This is a genomic window from Paraburkholderia ginsengisoli NBRC 100965 (genome assembly GCF_000739735.1).
GTDB lineage: Bacteria > Pseudomonadota > Gammaproteobacteria > Burkholderiales > Burkholderiaceae > Paraburkholderia > Paraburkholderia ginsengisoli.
Map to the genome: position 1 here is coordinate 538,156 of NZ_BBJF01000006.1, position 24,924 is coordinate 563,079.

Sequence of the window (24,924 nt, forward strand, 5' to 3'; positions counted from 1 at the left end):
ACAGGCTGACGTTCGGATGCGAAAGCGTGCGTCCGGTCTCGGCATTGTGGTTCGCGTCCGCTTGCGCTGCACTTGCGCGCAGCGGTTAACCCGCCCGAAACCGCTCCCGATACTGCATCGGCGTCACGCCAATCCGTTTCGTGAACACGATTCGCATCCGGTCCGCGGTCCCAAACCCGCACTCATAAGCCACTGCCTTGAGGGCCGCGCCACTGTTTTCCAGCAGCTTGCGCGCCGCATCCACACGAGCCCGCTCGACGAACTCATGCGGCGTCACGCCAGTCTCCTGCACGAACACGCGCGCGAAATTGCGAGCGCTCATGCCCGCGACATCCGCCAGTTGCTTCACGGTGAAGCTCTCGCGAATCCGCTCCATCACGTGCGCCTGAACTCTCGCGATTGGCGACGTGTCATCGGCGGGCGCCGTCAGATAGGGGCTGAATTGCGATTGGCCGCCTTGGCGCTGCGCGAACACTACCAACCGTTTGGCGACAGCCAGCGCGGTATGCGGACCATGATCCTCGGCCACGAGCGCCAATGACAGATCAATACCCGCCGTCACGCCCGCCGACGTAACGAGCGGCCCGTCACGCAGATAGATGCGATCGAAATCGACGCGCGCCCGCGGAAATTGCGCGGCCAGTTGCGCCGCATGTTGCCAGTGCGTCGTGACGTTGCGCGCGTCGAGCAAGCCCGCGTGACCGAGCGCGAATGCGCCGGTGCAGATCGAACCGTAGCGGCCGCAGCGCGTGGCGACGTTCGTCAACCAGTCGAGCAGGCGCGCATCGGGCGCGGCGTCATGGGGCAATGCCGGGCCGCCCGCGACCAGCGCGAGATCGAAGGGCTCGCGCGCGTTGTCGAACGTGGCGTCGGCGACCAGCGTCATGCCGTTCGACGCGCGTAGCGGCGTGGCCTCCGCGGCGACCAGTTTGACCTCGTAGCGATCGGCCGGCGCGATGAACCCGTTCGCTTCGGAAAACACATCGACGGGACCGGCGACATCGAGCGCCTGCACGCCGGGGAAGATCGCGATCGCGACGGTAGGCATCGAAAGACTTCCTTTGACGATGAACGAAGATCCGCAAGCCGCGGCAGTCAACGTGGTGCGTTTGGCAGGGTTCAACGGTCCACGGCGATTGTTTGCGGCGGCGCGCTGGCCAATACTGGACTTCATCGGATGCGCAGTTCAAAGCGCACGAAAAAGCGCCGCGGACCAGCATACCAAACGCGCTTTGAAGTCGCGAGGACAGCGCGTCCCTCACTCCAATTCGTCACGGAGCACTTCACATGACCATGATCGCAGGCATTCAGATTCCCGACAGCATGATGGCGCGCGAAGCCACGCAACTCGTGCGCGACACCGAAACCGAACTGCTGTATCACCATTCGCGGCGCGTCTTCCTGTTCGGCTCGCTCGCCGGCGCGCGCAAGCAGTTGAAGTACGATCCGGAGTTGCTGTACATCGGCGCGATGTTCCATGACATGGGACTCGTCGCGCCGTACAGCAGCGAGCATGACCGCTTCGAAGTGGACGGCGCCAACGCGGCGCGCGATTTTCTGCGACGTCATGGCATCGGCGAGGACGACATCGAGCAGGTGTGGAATTCGATCGCGCTGCACACGACGCCTGGCATTCCGCAACATATGAAACCGGTGGTCGCGCTAGTCACGGCAGGTGTGGAAATGGACGTGCTGGGTCTCGCTTACGACGAGTTCGCCGAGCATCAGCGTCACGAGGTGATTCACGCGCATCCGCGCGGCGCGCATTTCAAGGAAGGCATCATCGACGCGTTCGCGCACGGCACGATTCACAAGCCGGAGACGACCTTCGGGAACGTGAAGGCGGATGTGCTGGCGCTAAAGGACCCGCATTATCATCGCGAGAATTTCTGCACGATGATTCTTGGGTCGGCGTGGAAGGATTGAGCGCAAGGGCCTGGGGAGCACGGCCGCGCGGGCCTGTTGCGCCTGAATCCGGATAGCGACATAATGCATCGCAAATGCGATGCATGGAGCAGATGATGAAAAGCGCTACTTTTCCGTCGGTGCGTGTGGAGCCCGAATTGCGGGCCGCAGCAGAGGACGTGCTGCAGGACGGCGAAAGCCTTTCCAATTTCGTGGAACAGGCTATCCGCGACAACATTGCGCGGCGGCTGAATCTTCGTGAGTTTGTGGTACGAGGCCTGACGTCGCGCGAAGAGGCGAAGCAAAGCAGCGACTACGTGTCCGCTGACGACGTCCTCGCCGGTCTCGAGACGCGGCTTGTCGAAGCGAAAGCGAAGGCCGGAGCAAAGAAGAAACGATGACGTATCAGGTTCGTTTCACACGTGCTGCCGCAGCCGACCTTGAAAGACTGTACGACTTCATCCTCGAACGGGCCGATACGGATTGGCAACTCGCCGAGCGCGCGTTGCAAGCCATTCGGGGCGGCGTCGCCACGCTGCGCACGTCGCCGTTCACGTGCCGCAAGGTTCAGCGGGATACGCCGTTTCTGCGTGAACTGTTGATCCCGTTTGGCCGGTCAGGCTACGTCGCCCTGTTCGAAATCGAGAGCAGTCAGACCGTGACCGTGCTGGCGGTGCGCTATCAGCTAGAGGATGATTACCACTGACCGAACTTCCGGCGCCCCGCCATGGTAATCAAAAACCTTCTCCGAAGGCTCGACCTCACCACGCTTCAGCTCTTTCTCGCGGTCTACGAAGAAGGCACGCTCACGCGCGCGGCCGAGCGCGAGGCGATTGCCGTCTCCGCCGCAAGCAAGCGTCTGCTCGAACTCGAACAGGCGGTCGGCGCGACGCTGTTCCAGCGCACCGCGCGCGGCATGACGCTGACGCCGGCCGGCGAAACGTTGCTGCATCACGCGCGCCGTGTGATGCGCGACATCGAGAACATCGGTATCGAACTGGCGGGTCACGCGAGCGGCGTGCGTGGCTACGTGCGGATGATGGCGAATCTGTCGGCGATCGTCGAGTTTCTTCCCGAAGACTTGCGTGCGTTCCAGTTGCAGCACGAGCGCGTCAAGCTCGATCTCGAAGAGCGGCCGAGCGGCGGCGTGGTCGAAGCCGTCGACGACAGTCTCGCCGATCTCGGCATCTGTTCCGGCGACGCCGATACGCACGATCTGCACGTCGAGCACTATCGGCGCGATTCGCTGGTGCTCGTGATGCGCGACGATCATCCGCTGGCGGCGCGCACGAGTGTGGCTTTCGCCGAAACGCTCGACGGCGATCACGTCGGCCTGCACGCCGCGAGTTCGATCAACGCGCGCACGCATCTCGCCGCGCGCCAGGCAGGCAAGCCGCTGCGCCTGCGCATCCACGTGCCGGGTTTCGACGCGGTGTGCCGGATGGTGCAAGCCGGCATGGGCGTCGGCGTGCTGCCGGGCAAGGTGTATCAATTGATGGGCCGTTCGCTCGGGCTGGTCGGCACGCCGCTCGAAGACGACTGGTCCGAACGCAGCCTCGTGCTGGTGGTGCGCGACGTCGACGCGCTTTCGCCGGTGAGCCGTTTGTTGTTCGATCACTTGCGTTCGATCGAAGCCTCGGAGGCCGCCGAAGCCCCGCCCACCGCCGCCAAACCCTGAGCGTTCGCCATCCACGAACGGTCGTTGGCGAATTGCGGTTGGACGCCGCCGCCGCGCCGCTCATAAGCTGTCTCTCACTACGAAACCAGCATTGGAGACAGCATCATGGGTGGACCGCTTCAGGGTATTCGCGTCGTCGAGATCGGAACCCTCATCGCCGCGCCGTTCGCCGCGCGCCTCATGGCCGAGTTCGGCGCCGACGTGATCAAGATCGAAGCGCCAGAAACCGGCGACCCCCTTCGCAAATGGCGCAAGCTGCATGAAGGCACCTCGCTCTGGTGGTATCTGCAGTCGCGCAACAAGAAGTCCGTCTGCGTGAATCTGAAGTCGGCGGAGGGTGTCGAGATCGTCAAGCGGCTCGCCGCCGACGCCGACGTCGTGATCGAAAATCTGCGTCCCGGCGCGCTCGAAAAGCTCGGCCTCGGCTGGGACGTGCTGCACGCCATCAACCCCAAGCTGACGATGGTCCGCATCTCCGGTTACGGCCAGTCCGGTCCGTATCGCGACCGGCCGGGCTTCGGCGCGATCGGCGAAGCGATGGGCGGAATTCGCTATACGACCGGCGAAGTCGACGGCGCACCGGCGCGCGTCGGCGTGAGTCTCGGCGATTCGCTCGCGTCGCTGCACGGCGTGATCGGCGCATTGATGTCGCTGCTGCGCGTGAAGACCGGCCAGGGCGAAGGTCAGGTGGTCGACGTGTCGCTGGTCGAGAGCGTGTTCAATCTGATGGAAAGCCTCGTGCCGGAATACGATCTGCTCGGCCACGTGCGCGAGCGCAGCGGCGGCGCGTTGCCGGGCATCGCGCCGTCGAACACGTATCGCACCGAGGACGACGGCTATGTCGTGATCGCCGGCAATAGCGATCCGATCTTCAGGCGCCTGATGCACCTGATCGGCCGCCCCGATCTCGCCGACGATCCCGCGCTCGCGCACAACGACGGCCGCGCGAAGCAATCCGCGATGCTCGATCAGGCGATCACCGCATGGACCTCGCGCCACGCGACCGACGACGTGCTGGCCGCGCTCGAACGCGCGGAAGTGCCGTCGGGGCGCATCTATTCGGTGGCCGATATCGTCGCCGATCCACACTACCAGGCGCGCGACATGTTGCTGCAAGCGCAATTGCCGGGCGGCGCGTCGGTGAAGATGCCGGGCATCGTGCCGAAGCTGTCCGACACGCCGGGCGAAGTACGCTGGCAAGGGCCGACGCTCGGCGAGCATACCGGCAGCGTACTTAGCGAGCTTGGGTTCGCCAACGAAGACATCGAGCGGCTGCGCCGCGAAGGAGCCGTACAATGAACGCCACCCCTAACAGCACGCAATTCGACAAACTGATCGTGCAGGAAGTCTCGCCGCGCGATGGCTTGCAGATCGAGCCCACGTGGGTCGAGACCGTCGACAAGATCGAATTGATCGATTCGCTATCGACCGCGGGCTTCACGCGCATCGAGGCGGGCTCGTTCGTGTCGCCGAAAGCGATTCCCGCCTTGCGCGACGGCGACGCTGTATTCCAGCAGATAGCGCGGCATCCCGGTGTGATCTACGTCGCGCTGGTGCCGAACCTGAAGGGCGCCGAGCGCGCGCTCGCCGCGCGGGCCGACGAACTGAACCTCGTGATGTCCGCGAGTCAGACCCACAACCGCGCGAACATGCGCATGAGTTGCGAGTCGTCCCTGCGTGCATTCGACGACATCGTGCGGCACGTGAAGGGCTCGGGCGTGCTGCTGAACGCGTCGGTGGCGACGGCGTTCGGCTGCCCGTTCGAAGGCCGCATCGACGAAGAGCGTGTGGTCGGCATTGTCGATACGTATCGCGAGATGGGCATCGAAGGCATCACGCTCGCCGACACGACCGGCATGGCGAATCCGCGCCAGGTGGCGCGGCTCGTGAAACGCGTGCTCGAACGCGTGCCGGCCGCCGCGCTCACGCTGCACTTTCACAACACGCGCGGGCTGGGTCTCGCGAATGTGCTGGCTGCGTATGAAGTCGGCGCGCGCCGCTTCGACGCGGCGCTCGGCGGCCTCGGCGGCTGTCCGTTCGCGCCGGGCGCGTCGGGCAACATCTGCACGGAAGACCTCGTGAACATGTGCGACGAGATGGGTATTCCCACCGGGATCGATCTGCAAAAGCTGATCGCGCTATCGCGTGGTCTGCCCGCGTTGCTCGGCCACGACGTGCCGGGGCAACTCGCGAAGGCGGGCCGCAATGGCGACCTGCATCCCGTGCCTGACTACGTTCTACAGATCTGACGTTCCCCCGACCAATCAATTCACCAACCGACTAAACGACCGGACGGCATTGCCGAATCCGGCATTGGAGACAAGCATGAGTGACCTGGGCGCAGTTGCAAGCGGCAGTCGTCAGCAGAGCGCGGACGACCTCGTGGCCGTGATCCGCAAAGTCGCGTGGCGGCTGATGCCGTTGATCATGATCTGCTATCTGTTCGCGTTCTTCGACCGCATCAACATCAGCTTCGCGAAATTCCAGTTGCAGAGCGATCTCGGCCTGTCCGATACCGCATACGGCCTGGGCGCGAGTCTGTTCGTGATCGGCTACGTATTGTTCGAAGTGCCTAGCAATCTGTTTCTGTACAAGGTCGGCGCGCGGCGCTGGATCGCGCGGATCATGATTTCGTGGGGGCTCGCGACGGCGGCAATGGTATTCGTCAACAACGAATGGCAGTTCTACGGGCTGCGCTTCGTGATCGGTGCGATGGAAGCGGGCTTCGCACCCGGCGTGCTGTATTACCTGACGCTGTGGTTTCCGCCGAGCTATCGCGGGCGTATCACGTCGATGCTGTTTCTGGCGTCCGCGTTCTCGGGCCTGGTCGGCGCGCCGCTCGCGGGGCTCGTGATCGGACATATGAACGGCGTGCTCGGCATGCCGGGCTGGCACTGGCTGTTTCTGCTCGGCGGCTTGCCCTGTGTCGTGCTCGGGATTCTGGTGTTGAAACTGCTCAAGGATCGTATCGAGGACGCGGGCTGGTTGTCGGCGTCGGAGAAGACGCTGCTGGCCGGACAGATTGCGCAGCAGAGCCGTCATTCGAACACCGGTCATTCGCTGATGGGGGCGCTCAAGACACCGGGCTTTCTGACGCTGGGCCTGGTGTACTTCCTGATTCAGGTGGCGTCGTACGGATTGAATTTCTGGACGCCGCATCTGATTCACGTGGCGGGCACCAACAACCCGACCATGATCGGTTTGCTGACGGCGGTGCCTTATGTGTGCGGCGCGATCTGCATGGTGGTGGTGGGGCGTCTGTCCGACGCGACCGGCGAACGGCGCAAGTTCGTGTTCGGCCTGCTGGTGATGTCGGCAATCGGCTTCTTTGCCGCGGGCTTCTTCGACAAGCAGACGACATTGCTGGTGATCGCGCTGGCCGTGATGGGCGCGGGCGTGGTGGCGTCGATTCCGGCGTTCTGGGCGCTGCCGCCCAAGTTGCTGACGGGTGCAGGCGCGGCCGGCGGGATCGCGTTGATCAATACGCTTGGACAGCTCGGCGGGATCGTGAGCCCGATCATGGTGGGTCGCGTGAAGGATCTGACGGGCAGCACGACGCCCGCGTTGTACGTGATCGGCACGATGAGCGTGATCTGCGCGCTGATCATGCTGTACGGGATGCCGGAGTCGCTGCGTCGGAAGGAGACGGCGCGCTGAGCGGATGCTGCTCGCGACAGCACCGATGGAAGATTAGCCTGTGTCGTCAACTACTTGGTAGTGCTGTGCGCAAGTTGTCCACAGCCTTGCCAACAAATTATGTGGACAACTGGAGACGAGGACGCGTCGTGTCGCAAGGCGTCCTTGCTAAACGAGCCGTCAGTCGCGGCGGACTTCAGGGAACCGCGGAATGCCTACACTGAAGCCGCCGTTCATTATTCCAACTGCCTCAACCACTTAGCTGTGCTGTGAGAGCGTTGTCCACAGGCTTGCCAACATTTTAGGTGGACAAGTTTGGGTGGACGAACCTCCGGCAATCAGGATGCCGAAGTCGAGGTTTTCTTGACGACGAAAATGATGCCGGCCGTTTTGTCCGTCTTCGAGGTCGCGCCGTAAAGCTTCGACTCGGTGGAGTCGTAGAGGCCCAGGCCGGTCATCGCAGTGCCGCTATAGGTGCAGACGGTCGCCGCGAACGTGATGCTGAGGTCGTACGCATTGTTCGTGGCATGCGGCGCGACTGTCCCCGAGAAGAAGCAGCCGCTCGCGCTTTGACCGGTCACCGTGCCCGCCGGCAGGATAATCAGCGAGAGGTCTTCCGTTCCGCCGGCAGTCGTACCTACCGTGCCGGAATAGATGCCGGCCACCGTTGTGAGCGACGGTGTGGCTGCGGACAGCGTGCTGTTATAGGTGGACGCAAACGTATTGGCTGCGCCATTGCTGTTATGCGTGAAGGTCCCCGACATGGACGCGTAGGTCGTATAGCTCGCCGAGAGCGTAGTGGCCGCGACGCCGGTGCTCAAACCGGTGGTCGTCACCTGGTAGTCGTACGCGTTCGACGACGAGAAACTGCCGCCCGAACCGCTGCCCGTGCCGACTACTACGCCGCCGACCGGGTTCGTCGTTGTGTTCGTCGCGGTAGTTGCTGCGGCGGCGGTGGTCGGCACGCCGCTGTAGAAATCGTAGAACGTGCCGTCGGTCAGCACCATCGATACGAAAGTCCGTGAATCTCCCGTCGTGCCTTTGAAGATGCCGACAAAACTGTCCGGCACGGCCGGCGCACTGCCGCTATCGCCACCGCCACCACAACCCGCCAATACAGACGCCGAAATAAGCGCAACGCCGATCCGTTTATTCATTCTAAAAGCTCTTATTCGATCAAGGAATTGCGCGAATAATAGATTGGCGGCGCATGAGGCCATGCGCTAATAAAAAGCGAGTGTTGCTTTCTGTTTAATCGATTGAGACGCCATTCAATCGGCCCTTGCGATCCTTTGCTGTAACGCCGTTGCGGCGGGTGGCGCAATAGATTTCTTTTGCTTACGAAGCGCCGGTAAATCGTTATTTTTCGTGTATATGGCGGGAGACTTATGGAAATGAAAAGCAAAGCCGAAAGCAGGCGCCGACATAAAGTTGGCACCTTTAATTCCGGATTTTGACAGCGTAATCATTTAACGCAATTTGCCGGAATGCCTCAAGTCTTCAACACCGATCCCGCCGCCGCTTCCTGCGACTGCACCTGCAACACCGCATCGCGCTTGTCGAGCAGATGCTGCCGCAAAATCGCGCTCAGCTTCTTGCCGTCACGCGCTTCCAACGCCTTCAACATTTCATCGTGATCGTGAATGGCGCTGTCCCACTTCGGAACCTGAAAGTTCGAACGGAACCGCAGCGCCTGCAAGCGCCGGTTCACCGCGATATACGTCTGCCGTAGCGCCGAATTTCTCGCCGCCTCGTTGATCTTGTCATGGATCGCCTGATTGCGGCTGTAGTAACCAGGCAGATCGTTCTGCGTGCGGCACGCGAGCATCGCGTAATGCAGCGCCTTGATCTCGGCCAACTCGGCCGCGGTCATCCGTTCCGCAGCGAGTTCGCCGGAAAACGCTTCGAGGCCGCTCATCAGTTCGAAGGTCTCGCGCAACTCCGCCTCCGACATCTTCGACACCGACGCGCCCCGATTCGGCGAAATTTCGATCAGCCCTTCGGCGGCCAGCACCTTCAGCGCCTCACGCAGCGGCGTGCGCGAGATACCAAGCGTTTCGCACAACTCACGCTCATTCAGTTTCTTGCCCGGCTCCAGCACCCCTTCGACGATAAAGCGGCGGATGTGCTCCACCACCGTGTCGTGCAAGCGCTGGCGCTCGACCTTCGGCATCAGCGGGGAAGCGGTTACACCCGCGTTGAAATCCGAATTTTGCATACAAAAGTCCTCAACATCGCATGAGTCGGGATTTTATCGGAAGCCGAAAGATTAGTTAATAGCGCGGGTAAACACGGGCGCCAAGCTGCCAATTTCGCCTTGGGCTCGTCGCGGATCGTCTGATATAGTTTTTTGAATGCAAAATTCAATCGGAGGAGCCCAATGCTCAAGCTAGACTTTCATCCCGCTGGCCGCCACTTCCTGCAGATTCCGGGTCCGAGCCCGGTGCCCGACCGCATCCTCCGCGCGATGAGCTATCCGACCATCGACCATCGCGGTCCCGAGTTCGGGGAACTGGGTCTGAAGGTGCTCGACGGCATTAAGAAGATCTTCAAGACGCAGCAACCGGTGGTGATCTATCCGGCTTCCGGCACGGGCGCGTGGGAAGCGGCGCTGTCCAACACGCTGAGCCCCGGCGACCACGTGCTGATGTTCGAGACGGGCCACTTCGCGACGCTGTGGAAAAAGATGGCGGAAAACCTCGGGCTCAAGCCGGAGTTTCTCGGGCTGCCGGGCATCGAAGGCTGGCGGTGCGGAGTTCAGCCGCAGATGATCGAAGAGCGCCTGCGCGCCGACACGCAACACGCGATCAAGGCGGTGTGCGTCGTGCACAACGAAACCTCCACGGGCGTCACGTCCGACATCGCGGCCGTGCGCCGCGCAATCGACGCGGCGGGTCATCCGGCGCTGCTGCTGGTCGACACGATCTCGGGCCTCGCCTGCGCCGACTATCGCCACGACGAATGGGGTGTCGACGTGACCGTGTCGGGTTCGCAGAAGGGTTTGATGCTGCCGCCGGGCATCAGCTTCAACGCGATCTCGCCGAAAGCGCTGGCCGCCAGCAAGCACGCGAAACTGCCGCGCGCCTTCTGGGACTGGAGCGAAATCGTCGAGATGAACAAGACCGGCTACTGGCCGTACACGCCGAACACGAACCTGCTCTACGGCTTGCACGAAGCGCTGGAGATGATCCTCGGCGAAGGGCTCGACAACGTGTTCGCGCGTCACGAGCGTCTCGCCGAAGCGACCCGCCGCGCGGTGCGCGCGTGGGGCCTGGAAATCCAGTGCGCGGACCCGGCCGTGTATAGCCCGGTGCTGACCGGTGTGATGATGCCCGACGGCGTCGACGCCGACGCGGTGCGCAAGCTCATCTACGAACGCTTCGACATGTCGCTCGGCACGGGCCTCGGCAAGATGAAAGGCCGCATGTTCCGCATCGGCCACCTCGGCGATTGCAACGACCTGATGCTGCTCGCCACGCTCGCCGGTTGCGAAATGGGCTTGCGTCTCGCGGGTGTGCCGCTCAAGGAAAGCGGCTTGCCTGCCGCTATGGAGTGGTTGAGCCAGCCGGTCAAGAGGTCCGGTTTGAAGGCCGCGGCCTGAGTTGCGCCGGGCGGGCGCGCCCGGCACCCGCAGCACGCTCGGAAGCGTCAGCCTCAAAAGAAGAAACGAAGGGCAGCGAGGGAGGGCAGGGAGCACTCCGTTCGAGCACTCGACAAGCCGCGCATAGAACGCGGCGCGAACAACATGCAATGCGTCCGCAGCAGCGCGTGCCGCTGACGGCCGACGACGTGGCGCGCCACTCAGGCGCGCCGTCGACACATGCAATGGAGAGAGACGATGAAGCGGTTTCGTGTGACCAGTGCGACCAGTATCGTTCTAGTGATGCTCTGCATCATGTACTTCATCACCTACCTCGACCGCGTGAACGTCAGCACGGCGGCGGCGGGCTTCGGCAAGGAATTCCAACTCTCGCATACGCAGGTCGGCCTGGTGTTCTCGGCCTTCGCGTATCCGTACCTGCTGTTTCAGGTGATCGGCGGCTGGGTGAGCGACCGCTTCGGCGCGAAGCGCACGCTGCTGTTCTGCGGCGCGATCTGGGGCGTCGCCACGCTGCTCACCGGCCTCGCCGGCGGTCTCGCATCGCTGCTGGCCGCGCGCGTGCTGCTCGGTTTCGGCGAAGGCGCGACGTTCCCCGCCGCCACCTCCGCGATGTCGCGCTGGGTCGCGAAAGAAAAGCGCGGCTTCGCGCAGGGCATCACGCATGCGGCGTCGCGTGTCGGCAATGCGGTGGCGCCCGCGCTTATCGTGCTGGTGATGGCGAACTGGGGCTGGCGCGAGTCGTTCTATATCTGCGGCGTGCTCAGCCTGCTGTGGGTCGTCGTGTGGGCGGTCACGTTCACCGAGCATCCGAAAGATCATCCGCGCATCACGGCCGACGAACTCGCCGTGCTGCCCACACCAAAGCCGAAAGTGGCGGGCGTGCCCTGGAGCAAGCTGTTTCGTCGCATGGCGCCGGTCACGATCGTGTACTTCTGCTACGGCTGGACGCTGTGGCTTTTCCTGAGCTGGATTCCGCTGTACTTCCTGCGCAATCATCATCTGCAATTGCAGAAGTCGGCGATCTTCGCGTCCGTGGTGTTCTTCGCCGGCGTGCTCGGGGATACGCTCGGCGGCCTCGTAACCGACTGGATCTTCAAACGCACGGGCAGCCTGAAACGCGCACGCAGCTGGATGGTGTCGGTGTGCATGCTGTTGTGCCTGCTGTCGCTGATCCCGCTGATGTTCACGCACAACCTCTATCTGTCGATCGCGTGTCTCGCGTCGGGCTTCTTCTTTGCCGAAATGACGATCGGCCCGATGTGGGCGATCCCGATGGACATCGCGCCGGAATTCGCGGGCACCGCGAGCGGCATGATGAACACGGGCTCGGCATTGGCAGCAATCATCTCGCCGGTGGTCGGCGGTTTCCTGATCGACTACTTCGGCAACTGGGATTTGCCGTTCGTCGGCAGCATGCTGCTGATGGGCCTCGGCGTGGTGCTCGCGTTCCGCATGCAGCCGGAAAGCAAGTTCGCGCTCGATCCGGCGGACAACGCGCATGTCCCGACACGTATGGGCGCGTGAGCGCACAGTCCCACCCCGTTTGCAAACATCAAAGACATGACCACCTCACTCAGCCGGCGTCTTGCCGATGCCCGCCGCGATCGATTCACACTCGACACGTTGTCGCCCGATGAAATCCCCGCCGACGCCGATGCGGCCTATGCGATCCAGCACGAGATTCTGAGCCTCAACGGCGCGCGAATCGGCGGCTGGAAAATCGGCGCGAAGTCCGCAAGCGGGCCAATTCAGGGCGCGCCGCTGCCCGCTGCCGATTTGCATGCCGCCGGCGCGCGCGTCTCGCGTGAAGGCTTTGCGCCGCTCGGGCTCGAACTGGAAATCGCGTTTCGCTTCGGCCGCCGCTTCGAGCCGTCCACTACGCCGTACAGCGAAGGCGAAGTGAAGGCAGGCATCGCATCGATCGGCGCGACCATCGAGATTGTCGCGAGCCGCTATGCCGCGTGGCCCGACATCGACAAGCTCGCGCAACTCGCGGATTTGCAGAATCACGGCGCGTTGATCGTCGGTGAATTCACGCCGTATCGCGAGGACTTTCCGTTCATGGCGCCGTCGCTGCGTTTCAGTTTCGATGGACACGACGTGGTCGAAGCACCGGCCGCCAATCCCGCGGGCGATCCGCGACGCTTGCTGACGTGGCTCGTCAACCACGCGAGTTCGCGGGGCATTGCGGTGACGCCCGAGATGGTGGTCACCGCTGGTTCGTACACCGGAATGTTTTTCCCGCGCACGGCGGGCACGGCGAACGGCCGCATCGAAGGACTCGCACCGGTCAGCGTGACGTTGTACTGACCGGCTTCATTCGCTTTCGCAGCCTCGCCTGCTTTTTCCACGTGCCGACGATATGACGAACCCCACTTCTTCTTTACTCGTCAAGCCGATTCATCTGGTCCCCTCCACCGCGCGTCTAGTGAGTCCGCTCGCGCAGCATCTGCGCAAATCGCTACGCGGCGACGTGCTGTTCGATGCGGCGAGCCGCGGCCGTTACGCGACCGATGCGTCGATTTATCAGATCATGCCGGTCGGCGTGGTGGTGCCGCGCGATCAGGACGATCTGCGCATCGCGCTGGAAATCGCGCGCAGCGAAAAGGTGCCGCTGCTCGCGCGCGGCGCGGGCACGAGCCAATGCGGCCAGACGGTCGGCGAAGCGCTGGTGATCGACACGAGCAAGTGGCTGAACAACATCGTCGCGTTCGATGCCGATGCGCGCACGGTGACAGTCGAGCCCGGGGTCGTGCTCGACCATCTGAACGCGTGGCTCAAGCCGCACGGCCTATGGTTTCCGGTGGACGTGTCGACGGCAGCGCAATGCACGATCGGCGGGATGGCCGGCAACAACTCGTGCGGCTCGCGTTCGATCGAATACGGCAACATGGTGCACAACGTCGATGCGATCGACGCGATTCTCGCCGACGGCAGCGAAGCGCGCTTCGCATCGCTGCGCGAGCCGCCGCAAGGCGCGCGCCTGCAGCAGATTCTCGACGGCGTGACGCGAATCGCGCAACGCGAGCGCGACGAAATCGTCGCGCGTGTGCCGAAGGTGTTGCGGCGCGTGGCGGGCTACAACATCGACCTGTTCGATTGCCAGAACCCGCGTGCCTATACCGACGACGGTTTCGCTAACCTCGCGCATCTGCTGGTCGGTTCGGAAGGCACGCTCGCGTTCAGCCGGCAATTGACGCTGAAGCTCGCCCCGCTGCCCGCGTATAAAACGCTCGGTGTGGTCAACTTCCCGACGTTCCGCCAATCGATGGAGCTGACGCAGCACATCGTCAAGCTGAAGCCGGTGGCAGTGGAACTGGTCGATCGCACGATGATCGATCTGGCGATGAGTAATCCTGCGTTTCGTCCGGTGATTGGCAAGGCGCTGGTCGGCGAGCCGCAAGCGATTCTGCTGGTGGAGTTCGCCGGCGAGAATCGCGATGCGCAACTCGCGTCGCTCAGCCAACTCACGGAACTGATGGCCGATCTGGGCTTGCCCGGTTCGGTCGTTGAAATGCCTGACGCGAACGAACAGAAAGCGTTGTGGGAAGTCCGCAAAGCCGGGCTCAACATCATGATGAGCATGAAGGGCGACGGCAAGCCGGTGTCCTTCATCGAAGACTGCGCGGTGCCGCTCGAACATCTGGCGGACTACACGAGCCGATTGACCGACGTGTTTCATCGGCACGGCACCGAAGGTACCTGGTACGCGCACGCGAGCGTCGGCACGCTGCACGTGCGGCCGATTCTCGACATGCGTCGCGACGGCGCGATGAAGATGCGCGCGATCGCCGAGGAAGCGGCGGCGCTCGTGCGTGAGTACAAGGGCGCGTATTCGGGCGAGCACGGCGACGGCCTGTGCCGTGGCGAATGGGTCGCGTGGCAGTACGGGCCGCGCCTGAATCAGGCGTTCGGCGAAATCAAGGCGCTGTTCGACCCGGAGAATCGCTTCAATCCCGACAAGATCGTGCGTCCGCCGAAGATGGACGACGCGCGCAATTTCCGTTTCGCGCCAGGCTATGCGACAGCACGGATCGACACCGCGCTAGACTGGTCGGCATGGAACGTCGAACGCGATCCTCTGACCGGAGCGGAGAGCTTGCCGGGCAGCGGCAACGATCTGTCCGGCGGTCTCGCGAAGGCCGTCGAGATGTGCAACAACAACGGCCACTGCCGCAAGTTCAACGCGGGCACGATGTGTCCGAGTTATCGCGTGACGAAGGACGAGCAGCACGTCACGCGCGGACGCGCGAACACCTTGCGTCTCGCGATCTCGGGACAACTCGGCGAAGCGGGCCTCGCGAGCGACGACGTCAAGGACACGCTCGATCTATGCGTGTCATGCAAGGGCTGCAAACGCGATTGCCCGACCGGCGTCGACATGGCGAAGTTCAAGATCGAGGCGCGGGCGGCGCGCGTCAAACGTCATGGGCTGCGTCTGCGTGACAGGCTGGTCGCCTTCATGCCGCGCTATGCGGGCGCCGCGAGCCGCGTGCCGGGTTTGATGGCGCTGGCCGATAACGTGCCGGTGCTGTCGGCGTGGTTCAAGCGCTCGGTTGGCTTCGCGCCTGAACGCAGTTTGCCGCGCTTCAGAAAGTCGTTTCTGTCCGATGCGAAGGCCGGCAAAACGACATGCGGTGGCGCGCTGAAAGAGGTGCTGTTGTTCGTCGATACATTCAACAACAACATGGAGCCGGACAACGCGCGCGCCGCGCAACAGGTGCTGGAGGCCGCCGGCTATACGGTGCATTTCAACGCGCGTCAGGGCGAGCGGCCGGTGTGCTGCGGCCGCACGTTCCTCGCGGCGGGATTGGTCGATGAAGCGAAGCAGGAAGCGCGGCGCATGCTCGATCTGTTCAAGCCGTTCGTCGAGCGCGGCGTGCCGATTGTCGGGTTGGAACCGTCGTGTCTGCTGTCGTTGCGCGACGAGTTTCTGCACTACGGGTTCGGCGCTGAGGCGCGGCAGCTTTCGCAGCAGGCATTTCTATTCGAAGAGTTTCTGGTGCGCGAGGAAAAGGCCGGCCGTTTGCAGCTTGCGTTGAAGCCGCTGGCCATGCGAGAAGCGCTCGTGCATGGTCATTGTCATCAGAAGGCGTTCGATGCGTTCACACCCGTGCAGACCGTGTTGAAGTGGATTCCCGAGCTGAAGGTGTCGACCGTGGAGTCGTCGTGCTGCGGCATGGCCGGCAGCTTCGGCTATGAGGCCGAGCACTACGCGACGTCGCAGGCGATGGCGGAATTGTCGTTGCTGCCGGCGGTGCGCAAGATCGACGGCAACACGCTGATGGTCGCGGACGGCACCAGTTGCCGGCATCAGATTCACGATGGCGCCGGCGTCGACGCGCTTCATGTGGCGCGCGTGCTGGCAATGGCGTTGCAGTAACCGCTAATTACCTGCTCGCGACTCAACCGCCGATAGCCTGCCGGAACACCGTCGGCGCGACGCCGACGCTCTCGCGAAAGCGATGGCTGAAATGGCTGGCGTTCGCATAGCCGCATTGCTCGGCGACTTGCGCGAGCGGCAGCGTCGTCGTACGCAGCAGCGTGCGCGCGCGTTCGAGCCGTTGCTGTGCGATCCACGCAGCAGGTGGCAGTCCGAACGATTCGCGGAACATGCGCGCGAGATGAAACTCCGATAACGCCGCGACGTTGGCGAGTTCGCCGAGCGTGAGCGTCTGCGCGAGATGGCTGTCGATGTAGTCGCGCAGCCGCCGCCGCGTCGCGACCGACAACCCGCCTTTGAGCGACGCGTCGCCGCGGCGCACGCCTTGTGAACGCAGCAGCAGGCTCAGTACTTCGTGCGCGGTCTCGTTGGTGCGCAGCAAGCCGTCGGGGTTCTGCCAATCTTCATTGACGAGCGATTGGCACAACCTCGCGATGCGGGCATCTTCGAAATACGTGCGATCGGCGAGCGTCAGTTCGCGCGGCTCGCGATCCAGTTCCTGCACGGCGCGTTGCGTGAAATGCTCGGGCAGGAAGTACAGGTGCATGAAGTGCATGTGCCCGCGCACCCACCAGCGCGATTCGTGTTCGCCGGGCAGCGCGCACAGCCGCGACGGCGCGCCATAGTGACCGGGCATTTTCTGCCGTTCGGTGCGATAGCCGCCATCCAGATAGCACGACAGCGTGTGATGGCCGGGCCGTTCGTAGACGGTCTCGGCTTCTTCCGTATCGCGCGTCCAGACGGCGATCGCGAGCCGGTCGCCGAGCCACGCGAAGCGGTCCAGATTCGCGTTGGCGCTGCTCAGCGTGTGACAGACCGACTGAAGGCCGAACGGCGTTTCGGTAGCGGGCATCACGGGGACGGGCGGATTGGCGTTCACGGAAACGGACGGACGAAGGTTCGATGACGGATGCACGAGTATACGGCGAGCCCTGAGCGGCCGTTCATCGCCCGATTAAAAATGCGCAAGTCTGGACAAGTGCCGACGCTTGCCCGGCCGCATAGTCGAGCTTCCTTCCGTTTTCGCCGTGACAGGCTCGATCATGAATCTCCTGCTTTATGCCGCCACCGTTCTGATCTGGGGCACCACGTGGATCGCGATCAAATGGCAACTCGGTTCGGTACCGCCGCCCGTGTCGATTGCGTGGCGCTTCTGGATTGCCGCGCTGTTGCTGTTCGCGTTGCTGCGCATCATGCGCCGGCCGATCTGGCCGCCACGCGCCGCGTGGCGCTTGCTGGCCGCGCAAGGGTTGGCGCTCTTCTGCCTGAATTTTCTGTGCTTCTACTACGCCGAACAGGTCGTCCCGAGCGGCCTCGTGGCCGTGGTGTTTTCGACCGCGCCACTGCTGAACTCGATCAACGGCCGGCTCTTCATGGGCCGTCCATTGCAACCGAGCGCGATTGCCGGCGCGTTGCTCGGTCTCGTCGGCATCGTGTGTCTGTTCGTTCAGCAGATGGCAGGACACCTGAACGATCACACCGCGTGGCTCGGACTCGGCATCTCGTTCCTCGGCACCTTGTGTTTTTCGGCGGGCAATCTGCTGTCGAGCCAGATGCAGTCGATGGGCTTGCACCCGTTCGCCACCAATAGCTGGGCGATGTTGATCGGCGCCAGCATCCTGACGGTCGGGAGCTTGCTGGCCGGCTTTTCGTTCGACGTCGAGATGTCCGCGCGTTATCTCGGCGCGCTGGTTTATCTCGCGGTGTTCGGCTCGGTGATCGGTTTCACCGCGTACCTGATGCTGGTCGGACGCATGGGCCCGGAGCGGGCCGCGTACTGCACGGTGCTATTTCCGATCGTGGCGCTGGCGGCGTCGACCGTGTTCGAGGGCTACCGCTGGTCCGCGTTGGCGGTGGTCGGGCTGTTGCTGGTGGTGGCCGGCAATCTGGTCGCGTTCGATCTGACGCGGCGGATTTTCGCGCGGCGTCCAGTGGCGAGATCGTGACGCTGCATTGAGCCGTTGGCGTCGCCCGACGCGACGGCGAATCGCCGTCAACCGGTCGCTTCGGTGGCCGTTTGAGGTGAGGATTCCGGGCGGCGCCATGCCGCCCGAACCCCCGACCGGTGAGCGTTTCCGGGAGCCGGTTTGCCAGCCCAACGGCCGCGCCGCTGCCTATAAATTAGCCACATGGGTAGACGAAGCCCTCCAACGTCCGTATAATCGCCGGACCCTAACCGCGAAATCGCAGCTAAATAGCTTAAGTTAGAAGGGGTTGGATGCAAACTAGCGTCACATTGCATTCGTCCCGTCACCGGTAAAAAAACCGGTCTTCCAAAGGGGCTCACGCCCCGTCGGACAAGCGGCTCAGCGCCGTCGTCCACTTTCATCGATGGATCTGGCACCAGTTTTGCTGACTGGTCAGCCACCGAGGGCCCGGGCAACTCATCGCCCAACGTCCTTGCGCCGGGCAACCAAACCCGCCCGGTACCACTCGGTTCAACTCGCGGCACCTGCCGCGTCCCGAACTTCCCATTCGCAGCGTCGTCATGACGCCTGTGCGGCGTGGCTATTTCCGCGCGCCGCCCGAACAAGGAGGCGCATTTTCATGATTCATCGTCCTGCCAGACTGATCGGCAGTCTCGTCGCTCTCGGCATCGTCGTCGCGTTGCTGTGTCGCGCGATCGACCCCGGCGCACTGCATCAGTACGCGCCCGATCTCGTCTACTACACGAAGCGCCACCTGCTGCTGGTCGGCTACTCGATGGCTCTCGCGCTGCTGGTCGGCATTCCCGCCGGCATCCTGCTGAGCCGACCGTCGTTCGCGCGTCACGCCGAACGCTTCATGCAGATCTTCAACATCGGCAACACGATTCCGTCATTGGCCGTGCTGGCGATTGCGCTCGGCATCTTCGGCATCGGCGACATTCCGGCGCTCGTCGCGCTGTTCCTCGCGTCGTTGCTGCCGATCACGCGCAACGCGTACGAAGGCATGAAGAACGTGTCGCCCGCGCTGCGTGAAGCGGCGCGCGGCATCGGCATGACCGGGTGGCAGTCGCTGCTGCGCGTCGAACTGCCGAACGCGATGCCGATCATCATCGGCGGCGTGCGAACGGCGCTCGCGATCAACGTGGGCAGCGCGCCGCTCGCCTATCTGATCGGCGCGGACAGTCTCGGCACGCTGATCTTCCCCGGCATCTACCTGAACAATCAGCAGCAGCTTCTGCTCGGCGCCGCGGCCACCGCGATTCTAGCGCTGGTGCTCGACGGCATCGTCTCGACCGGCAGCCGCTACCTGCTCGCACGACGCGGGGTGACGGCATGATGAATCCGTTCAAGCGCGGCCGCTGGATCGCGGCCGGCGCATTGCTCTTCGCGAGCCTTCATGCGAGCGCAGCGACGCTCGTGCTCGGTGGAAAAAATTTCACCGAGCAGTACGTTCTTACCGAGATCACGTCGCAATACCTGCAATCGAAGGGCTACACGATCGACGCGCGCACCGGACTCGGCAGCACGTTGTTGCGTAGTGCGCAGGAGAACGGCCAGGTCGACGTGGTGTGGGAATACACCGGCACTGCCGCGATCGTCTACAACAAGATCACCGAGAAGCTCGATCCGAAGACGATGTACGAACGCGTGAAAGAACTCGACGCGAAACGCGGCCTCGTCTGGCTCGATGCTTCGCCGTTGAACAACACGTACGCGCTCGGGTTGCCGCAGGAAATGGCGCAGAAAACCGGCATTCGCACGATTTCGCAGCTCGCCGCGAAGCTCGCGGCGGAGCCGAAAAAGAAGCACGTGTTCGCGATGGATGCGGAGTTCGCCAATCGGCCGGACGGCCTGAAGCCGCTCGAAGCCGCCTATGGCATGGAGTTCAGCCGCGCGGAAACGCGGCAGATGGACCCGGGGCTCGTCTACACCGCGTTGCATAACAACCAGGTGCCGATCGGTCTGATCTACACGACGGACGGCCGCGTGAAGGGCTTCAACATCGTGCCGCTCGAAGACGACCGCCACTACTTCCCCGCGTACAACGCGACACCCGTGGTGCGCAAAGCGATTCTCGACCAGAACCCGCAACTCGCGACGCAGTTGAACGCGCTATCCGACGCGTTGAACAACGACGTCATGCTCGAGATGAACAAGCAGGTCGACATCGACGGCAAGCCGGTGCGCGAAGTCGCGGCGGACTTCCTGCACGCGCACAAGCTGCCCTGAGCGGAGACCTTTCATGACTGTATTCGACTATTTATCGGCCAATTGGCCTGAGCTGCTGCAACTGACCGCGCAACACGTGTGGCTGGTGGGGATCGCGGTGGGCTGCGCGATCGTCGTCGGCGTTCCATTGGGAATCCTGATCAATCGACACGAATGGCTCGCCGCGCCGTTGCTGAGCGTCGCGACCGTGGTGCTGACCTTGCCGTCGATCGCGCTGTTCGGCCTGATGATTCCGGTGTTCTCGCGCTTCGGCCAGGGCATCGGCGCGGTGCCCGCGATCACCGCCGTGTTCCTCTATTCGCTGCTGCCGATCATGCGCAACACCTACCTCGCGCTGCGCAACGTCGACGCGGGTATCAAGGAAGCCGGCATCGGCATCGGCATGACCGTGTGGCAACGGCTGCGCCTCGTCGATTTGCCGCTCGCGGTACCGGTGATTCTCGGCGGCGTGCGAACGGCCGTGGTGATGAACATCGGCGTGATGACGATCGCCGCGGTGATCGGCGCGGGCGGGCTCGGCACGCTGATCATTCGCGCGATCGGCCAGAGCAACATGATGAAACTGTTGGTGGGCGCGGTGCTCGTGAGCTTGCTCGCGATCGTCTCCGACCTGCTGCTGCAAGCGCTGCAACGCCTGCTGACACCGAAGGGAGTGCAAAAGACATGATCGAACTCGACAAACTGACAAAGACGTTTACGCAGAAGGACGGCCAGCAGGTCAAGGCGGTCGACTCGGTGAGCCTCACCGTCGGCGCAGGAGAAATCTGTGTGTTCCTCGGCCCGTCGGGTTGCGGCAAAACCACCACGCTGAAGATGATCAACCGTCTCATCGCGCCGACTTCGGGCCGCGTGCTGATCAACGGCGAGGACACCTCGGGTCTGAACGAAGTCGAATTGCGCCGGCACATCGGCTACGTGATCCAGCAGATCGGCCTGTTCCCGAACATGACGATCGAGGAAAACATCACGGTCGTGCCCCGTCTGCTCGGCTGGGACAAGAAGCGCTGCCGCGAGCGGGCCACGGAACTGATGTCGATGGTGGCGCTCGATCCGAAGCAGTACCTGAAGCGCTATCCGCGCGAACTGTCGGGCGGGCAGCAGCAGCGTATCGGCGTGATTCGCGCGCTGGCCGCCGATCCGCCGGTGCTGCTGATGGACGAGCCGTTCGGCGCGGTCGATCCGATCAACCGCGAGTCGATCCAGAACGAGTTCTTCCAGATGCAGCGTCAACTGAACAAGACGGTCATCATGGTGAGTCACGACATCGACGAAGCGATCAAGCTCGGCGACCGCGTCGCGGTGTTCCGCCGTGGTCAACTGGTGCAATACGATCATCCGGATACGTTGCTTGCGCATCCGTGCGATGAGTTCGTCGGCGCGTTCGTCGGCCAGGACAGCACGTTGAAGCGCCTGTTGCTGGTGAAGGCCGGCGACGCCGCCACGCAGCCGGAAACCGCGCGGGCCGACATGCCGGTCGCGCGCGCGTTCCAGATGATGGACGACAGCGACAACCGCTATCTGACCATCGTCGACGACAACCGGCAGGCGCTCGGCTACGTGACGCGCCGTGCGGCGCGCACGGGTCAGGGCGTGTGCGGCGATCATCTCACCCCGTTCAAGGCGACCGTGAGCGCCGACGAGCATTTGCGCATCGTGCTGTCGAAGATGTACCAGTTCAATTCGTCATGGATGCCGGTGCTCGATGGCGACGGCCGCTATGTCGGCGAAGTCACGCAGGATTCGATCGCGGATTATCTGAGCTCCGGGCGTTCGCGTCGTCAGACGGGACAGCCGGCGATCGTGTCGCCTGCCGTTACCGCTGCCGAAGCGGCTGCCGCGCAAGCGGCGGTTGCGGAGCACGCTGTGCATTCGTAACGCGCTCGCGCAGTACTCGAGCCTTCGTTCCGCCAGCGCGCGGAGCGAAGGCTGCGGATTCCCGCAGAGCCACCGCGCTCGCCCGGTCACACCCCTCACTCTCACCGCGCCTCATCACGTGGTCGACACACGCACGCGGCAACCTGCCGGGCGCATACGCTAGAAACAGAATAACGTGCCCATTACAGCGTGATCTTATGTGCTTCGAATTATTTAAATCGATTCGCCAATAGCACGACTTTTTTAGCAAATAAATTTCCGCTTTTTATATGCGAGGATAAAGCGCCAACACCGATGTATGCGCAATGGCGTCTCACACGCCGCGTACATGTGAAGCGCACCGGACACGCCCGCCGTGCGCGCTTCGCGCCTCGCAAGGAACTACCGTCGTGAAACTTCTCTCCCGCCTGGGCGTGGCCGTGGCTTTAATCCACAGTCTGATTCCGCTGAATGTGTCCGCGCAATCTCAACTCAATTACACCACGTCATGGATCGGCAATAGCTTTGGCTTTGGCGATGGCAAATGGATGCAGCAGGATATTCAGGCCATTAGCGTCGGCGCCGACGGCACCGTTTATACCAATGCGCCGTGGGACGAGAGCGGCAGCGAAATCGCGGCCTACCGCGCGGGCGACAAACTTGCGGTCGCCGGCTCGACGCACGGCTGGGGCGCGGCCGGTGGCGACGCGGTCGCGGTCAATCACACGTACCTGTACGCGGCGATGTCGATCGGCAATCAGAGCAACGCGCTGGTCGGCGCGGACTATCCAGCGGCCAATCAGACCTGGTACGGCATCACGCGCCGCACGCTCGCGAATCTGGCGAACGGCGCGCCGTTCAGCGGCGGCATCGGCAATAGTGCGAATGCGACGAAGAACAGCTTCCTGCCGGTCCAGACGGTGACCACCGGCGCCGACGCGAGCATCCGCGGCCTCGCCGCCACCGATACCGAACTGTATGTGGCCGACACCTACGGCAACCGGATCGTCGTCTACGACGCGCAATCGATGCAGCCGTTGCGCTCGTGGAGCGTCACGTCGCCGGGTCGCATCGCGGTGGACACCGATTCGTCGCTGTGGGTGCTGAGCGGTATTTCATCCGGAACCCTAACTATTCTGCACTACGCCGCCAACGGCGCCGCGCTCGCCAACTCGTTGACGTTGCCCGCCGGCACGGTGCCGACCGATATCGCGGTAGCGCCGTCGGGGCAGATCCTGGTCGCCGATAACGGACCGCTGCAGCAGATTCTCGTCTTCAACAAGGACGCCAACGGCCAGCCGCAAAGCGGCGCGGCGATCGGCACACGCAACGGCATGTTTCATGCGATCAAGGGCGCGGCGGGCAACGTGCGGTTCAACGGCATCACGGGGATCGGGGTCGATGCGGCGGGCAATCTGTATGTCGCGCAGAACGGCGAGGGGCCGCGCGCGATCGGTTCGGCGTCGGTCGGACAGGGCGCGGTGCTCGAAAGTTATGTGTTCAGCTCGCGCGCGTTCAACTGGCGGCTCTACGGCCTGACGTTCGTCGATAGCGCCGCGTTCGATCCGGCCACGCCCAACTCCGTCTACACGGGTTCGAAGCGCTTCACGCTCGACTACAACCAGCCCGCCGGCCGCGAATGGACGTATGCAGCCTTCACGCTCGACCGTTTCGATTATCCCGACGACCCCGCATTCCATCAGCCGCGCGGCGTGCGCGGCGAGCCGATGGTGCGCCGGATCAACGGCCGGCCGTTTCTCTATACGCTCGATCCCGGCGCGCACTATCTGAATGTCTATCGCTTCGATACGGCGCACGGCGAAATGGCGATTCCATCCGGCCTGCTCGCGCAGAATCCGCTGCCGGGCTCATGGCCCGCAGGCCAGCCGACTTACGGCGAATGGTTGTGGCGCGACGCCAATGGCAACGGCGCTGTCGACGCCAGCGAAATCAGCAGCAATCCGTCGACCGGCAGCACGGTCGGCAATGGCTTCTGGTGGGTCGACACGCCGGGCGACGTCTGGCTCGCGACGCCGCTAAGCGGCATCCGCGAGATGCCGATGCAAGGCTTCGACGCGGCCGGCAATCCGATCTACACGTACGCCACCTCGAAGATGTTCGCGATGCCGCAACCGTTCACGCGACTCGCGCGGCTCGTCTACATCGCGGAGACCGACACGATGTATTTGTCCGGTTTCACGAGCGCGATTCCGTGGGACGCGACGCATTGGAAGGAGGCGGGGCCGGTGCTCGCACGCTACGACAACTGGAGCTCCGGCACGCCCACGCAACAGTACGCGATCTCGCTGCCGTGGAATACGCAAAGCAATCCGCAGACGACCACGGTGGGTGTCGCGGTGGCGGGCAACTACATCTTCGTCGCGGAGCTGTACACGGCGAAGGTCGATGTGTACGACGCGCGCACGGGCCAGGCGGTCGGCACCATGACGCCGGGCGCGAGCGTCGGCAACACGAGCGGCTGGGTGGACGTGTATCTCGGCATCAGCGCGGCGCAGCGCGAGAACGGCGAGTACGTGGTGCTGCTCGAAGACGACGCACGCGCGAAAATCCTGATGTATCGATGGACGCCTTAACGTGGATCGCGCTCGGCCCGATCACGAATAGACGGCGGCGCACGATCGGTATATAA

Annotated in this window: 21 protein-coding genes; 17 read left to right on the plus strand and 4 right to left on the minus strand. The window is 63.4% G+C overall.

The window, feature by feature from the left end; genetic code table 11:
- Positions 1-85: 85 nt before the first annotated feature.
- Complete coding sequence (locus BGI01S_RS15405; protein ID WP_042326621.1) at positions 86-1,048, minus strand: GlxA family transcriptional regulator; 963 nt, start codon at positions 1,046-1,048, stop codon at positions 86-88.
- A 239-nt stretch (positions 1,049-1,287) separates the two neighbouring features.
- Here BGI01S_RS15405 and BGI01S_RS15410 point away from each other — a divergent pair, with 239 nt between their 5' ends.
- The 7 genes from BGI01S_RS15410 (at position 1,288) to BGI01S_RS15440 (ending at position 7,240) form a co-directional block, all read left to right on the plus strand.
- Entirely contained in the window at positions 1,288-1,926 is a 639-nt protein-coding gene (locus tag BGI01S_RS15410; RefSeq protein WP_042326623.1) for an HD domain-containing protein, read from the plus strand.
- 83 nt (positions 1,927-2,009) lie between these two features.
- Complete coding sequence (locus BGI01S_RS15415) at positions 2,010-2,306, plus strand: YlcI/YnfO family protein (RefSeq protein ID WP_303621168.1); 297 nt, start codon at positions 2,010-2,012, stop codon at positions 2,304-2,306.
- Positions 2,303-2,611, plus strand: a complete 309-nt coding sequence (locus BGI01S_RS15420; protein ID WP_042326625.1) for a type II toxin-antitoxin system RelE/ParE family toxin — start codon at positions 2,303-2,305, stop codon at positions 2,609-2,611. Before BGI01S_RS15415 ends, BGI01S_RS15420 begins: the two co-directional genes overlap by 4 nt.
- Positions 2,612-2,632: 21 nt before the next feature.
- On the plus strand, positions 2,633-3,583 hold the full coding sequence (locus BGI01S_RS15425) for a LysR family transcriptional regulator (protein WP_042326627.1): 951 nt from the start codon (positions 2,633-2,635) through the stop codon (positions 3,581-3,583).
- 105 nt (positions 3,584-3,688) lie between these two features.
- Positions 3,689-4,882: a CaiB/BaiF CoA transferase family protein gene (locus tag BGI01S_RS15430; RefSeq protein ID WP_042326629.1), complete on the plus strand. Its 1,194-nt coding sequence runs from the start codon at positions 3,689-3,691 to the stop codon at positions 4,880-4,882.
- Positions 4,879-5,832 (plus strand): hydroxymethylglutaryl-CoA lyase, encoded by a 954-nt coding sequence (locus BGI01S_RS15435; RefSeq protein WP_042326631.1) that lies wholly within the window; start codon positions 4,879-4,881, stop codon positions 5,830-5,832. Before BGI01S_RS15430 ends, BGI01S_RS15435 begins: the two co-directional genes overlap by 4 nt.
- A gap of 76 nt (positions 5,833-5,908) precedes the next feature.
- Positions 5,909-7,240, plus strand: a complete 1,332-nt coding sequence (locus BGI01S_RS15440) for an MFS transporter (RefSeq protein WP_042326633.1) — start codon at positions 5,909-5,911, stop codon at positions 7,238-7,240.
- Positions 7,241-7,557: 317 nt separating this feature from the next.
- Here BGI01S_RS15440 and BGI01S_RS15445 read toward each other — a convergent pair whose 3' ends face one another.
- Together BGI01S_RS15445 and BGI01S_RS15450 are read right to left on the minus strand one after the other, a co-directional pair.
- Complete coding sequence (locus BGI01S_RS15445; protein ID WP_157004182.1) at positions 7,558-8,376, minus strand: hypothetical protein; 819 nt, start codon at positions 8,374-8,376, stop codon at positions 7,558-7,560.
- Between the two features lie 335 nt (positions 8,377-8,711).
- Positions 8,712-9,437, minus strand: a complete 726-nt coding sequence (locus tag BGI01S_RS15450; protein WP_042326637.1) for a GntR family transcriptional regulator — start codon at positions 9,435-9,437, stop codon at positions 8,712-8,714.
- 162 nt (positions 9,438-9,599) lie between these two features.
- Between BGI01S_RS15450 and BGI01S_RS15455 the strand changes: the two genes are divergently transcribed.
- From BGI01S_RS15455 to BGI01S_RS15470, 4 genes are all read left to right on the plus strand, one after another.
- Positions 9,600-10,820, plus strand: coding sequence for a pyridoxal-phosphate-dependent aminotransferase family protein (locus tag BGI01S_RS15455; protein WP_042326639.1), 1,221 nt, complete (start codon positions 9,600-9,602; stop codon positions 10,818-10,820).
- A 237-nt stretch (positions 10,821-11,057) separates the two neighbouring features.
- A complete protein-coding gene (locus tag BGI01S_RS15460) occupies positions 11,058-12,344 on the plus strand; it encodes an MFS transporter (protein WP_042326640.1) in 1,287 nt (428 codons plus the stop codon).
- A 36-nt stretch (positions 12,345-12,380) separates the two neighbouring features.
- A complete protein-coding gene (locus BGI01S_RS15465; RefSeq protein ID WP_042326642.1) occupies positions 12,381-13,130 on the plus strand; it encodes a 2-keto-4-pentenoate hydratase in 750 nt (249 codons plus the stop codon).
- A gap of 52 nt (positions 13,131-13,182) precedes the next feature.
- Entirely contained in the window at positions 13,183-16,203 is a 3,021-nt protein-coding gene (locus tag BGI01S_RS15470; protein WP_042326644.1) for an FAD-binding and (Fe-S)-binding domain-containing protein, read from the plus strand.
- Positions 16,204-16,225: 22 nt separating this feature from the next.
- Here BGI01S_RS15470 and BGI01S_RS15475 read toward each other — a convergent pair whose 3' ends face one another.
- Positions 16,226-17,116, minus strand: coding sequence for a helix-turn-helix domain-containing protein (locus tag BGI01S_RS15475; protein WP_157004183.1), 891 nt, complete (start codon positions 17,114-17,116; stop codon positions 16,226-16,228).
- Positions 17,117-17,306: 190 nt separating this feature from the next.
- On the opposite strand from BGI01S_RS15475, the gene BGI01S_RS15480 reads away from it, so the two are divergent.
- The 6 genes from BGI01S_RS15480 to BGI01S_RS15505 all read left to right on the plus strand — a co-directional run bounded on the left by BGI01S_RS15480 (position 17,307) and on the right by BGI01S_RS15505 (position 24,868).
- Entirely contained in the window at positions 17,307-18,209 is a 903-nt protein-coding gene (locus tag BGI01S_RS15480; RefSeq protein WP_042326647.1) for a DMT family transporter, read from the plus strand.
- Between the two features lie 601 nt (positions 18,210-18,810).
- Complete coding sequence (locus tag BGI01S_RS15485; protein WP_042326649.1) at positions 18,811-19,527, plus strand: ABC transporter permease; 717 nt, start codon at positions 18,811-18,813, stop codon at positions 19,525-19,527.
- The gene (locus tag BGI01S_RS15490; RefSeq protein WP_042326650.1) at positions 19,524-20,420 is read left to right on the plus strand and encodes a glycine betaine ABC transporter substrate-binding protein; all 897 of its coding nucleotides are present in this window, start codon (positions 19,524-19,526) and stop codon (positions 20,418-20,420) included. Before BGI01S_RS15485 ends, BGI01S_RS15490 begins: the two co-directional genes overlap by 4 nt.
- Before the next feature lie 13 nt (positions 20,421-20,433).
- Positions 20,434-21,087, plus strand: a complete 654-nt coding sequence (locus BGI01S_RS15495; protein ID WP_042326652.1) for an ABC transporter permease — start codon at positions 20,434-20,436, stop codon at positions 21,085-21,087.
- Complete coding sequence (locus BGI01S_RS15500) at positions 21,084-22,295, plus strand: osmoprotectant ABC transporter ATP-binding protein OsmV (protein WP_042326654.1); 1,212 nt, start codon at positions 21,084-21,086, stop codon at positions 22,293-22,295. Before BGI01S_RS15495 ends, BGI01S_RS15500 begins: the two co-directional genes overlap by 4 nt.
- 389 nt (positions 22,296-22,684) lie before the next feature.
- Positions 22,685-24,868: an NHL repeat-containing protein gene (locus tag BGI01S_RS15505; RefSeq protein WP_042326655.1), complete on the plus strand. Its 2,184-nt coding sequence runs from the start codon at positions 22,685-22,687 to the stop codon at positions 24,866-24,868.
- The last annotated feature ends 56 nt before the right edge of the window (positions 24,869-24,924 follow it).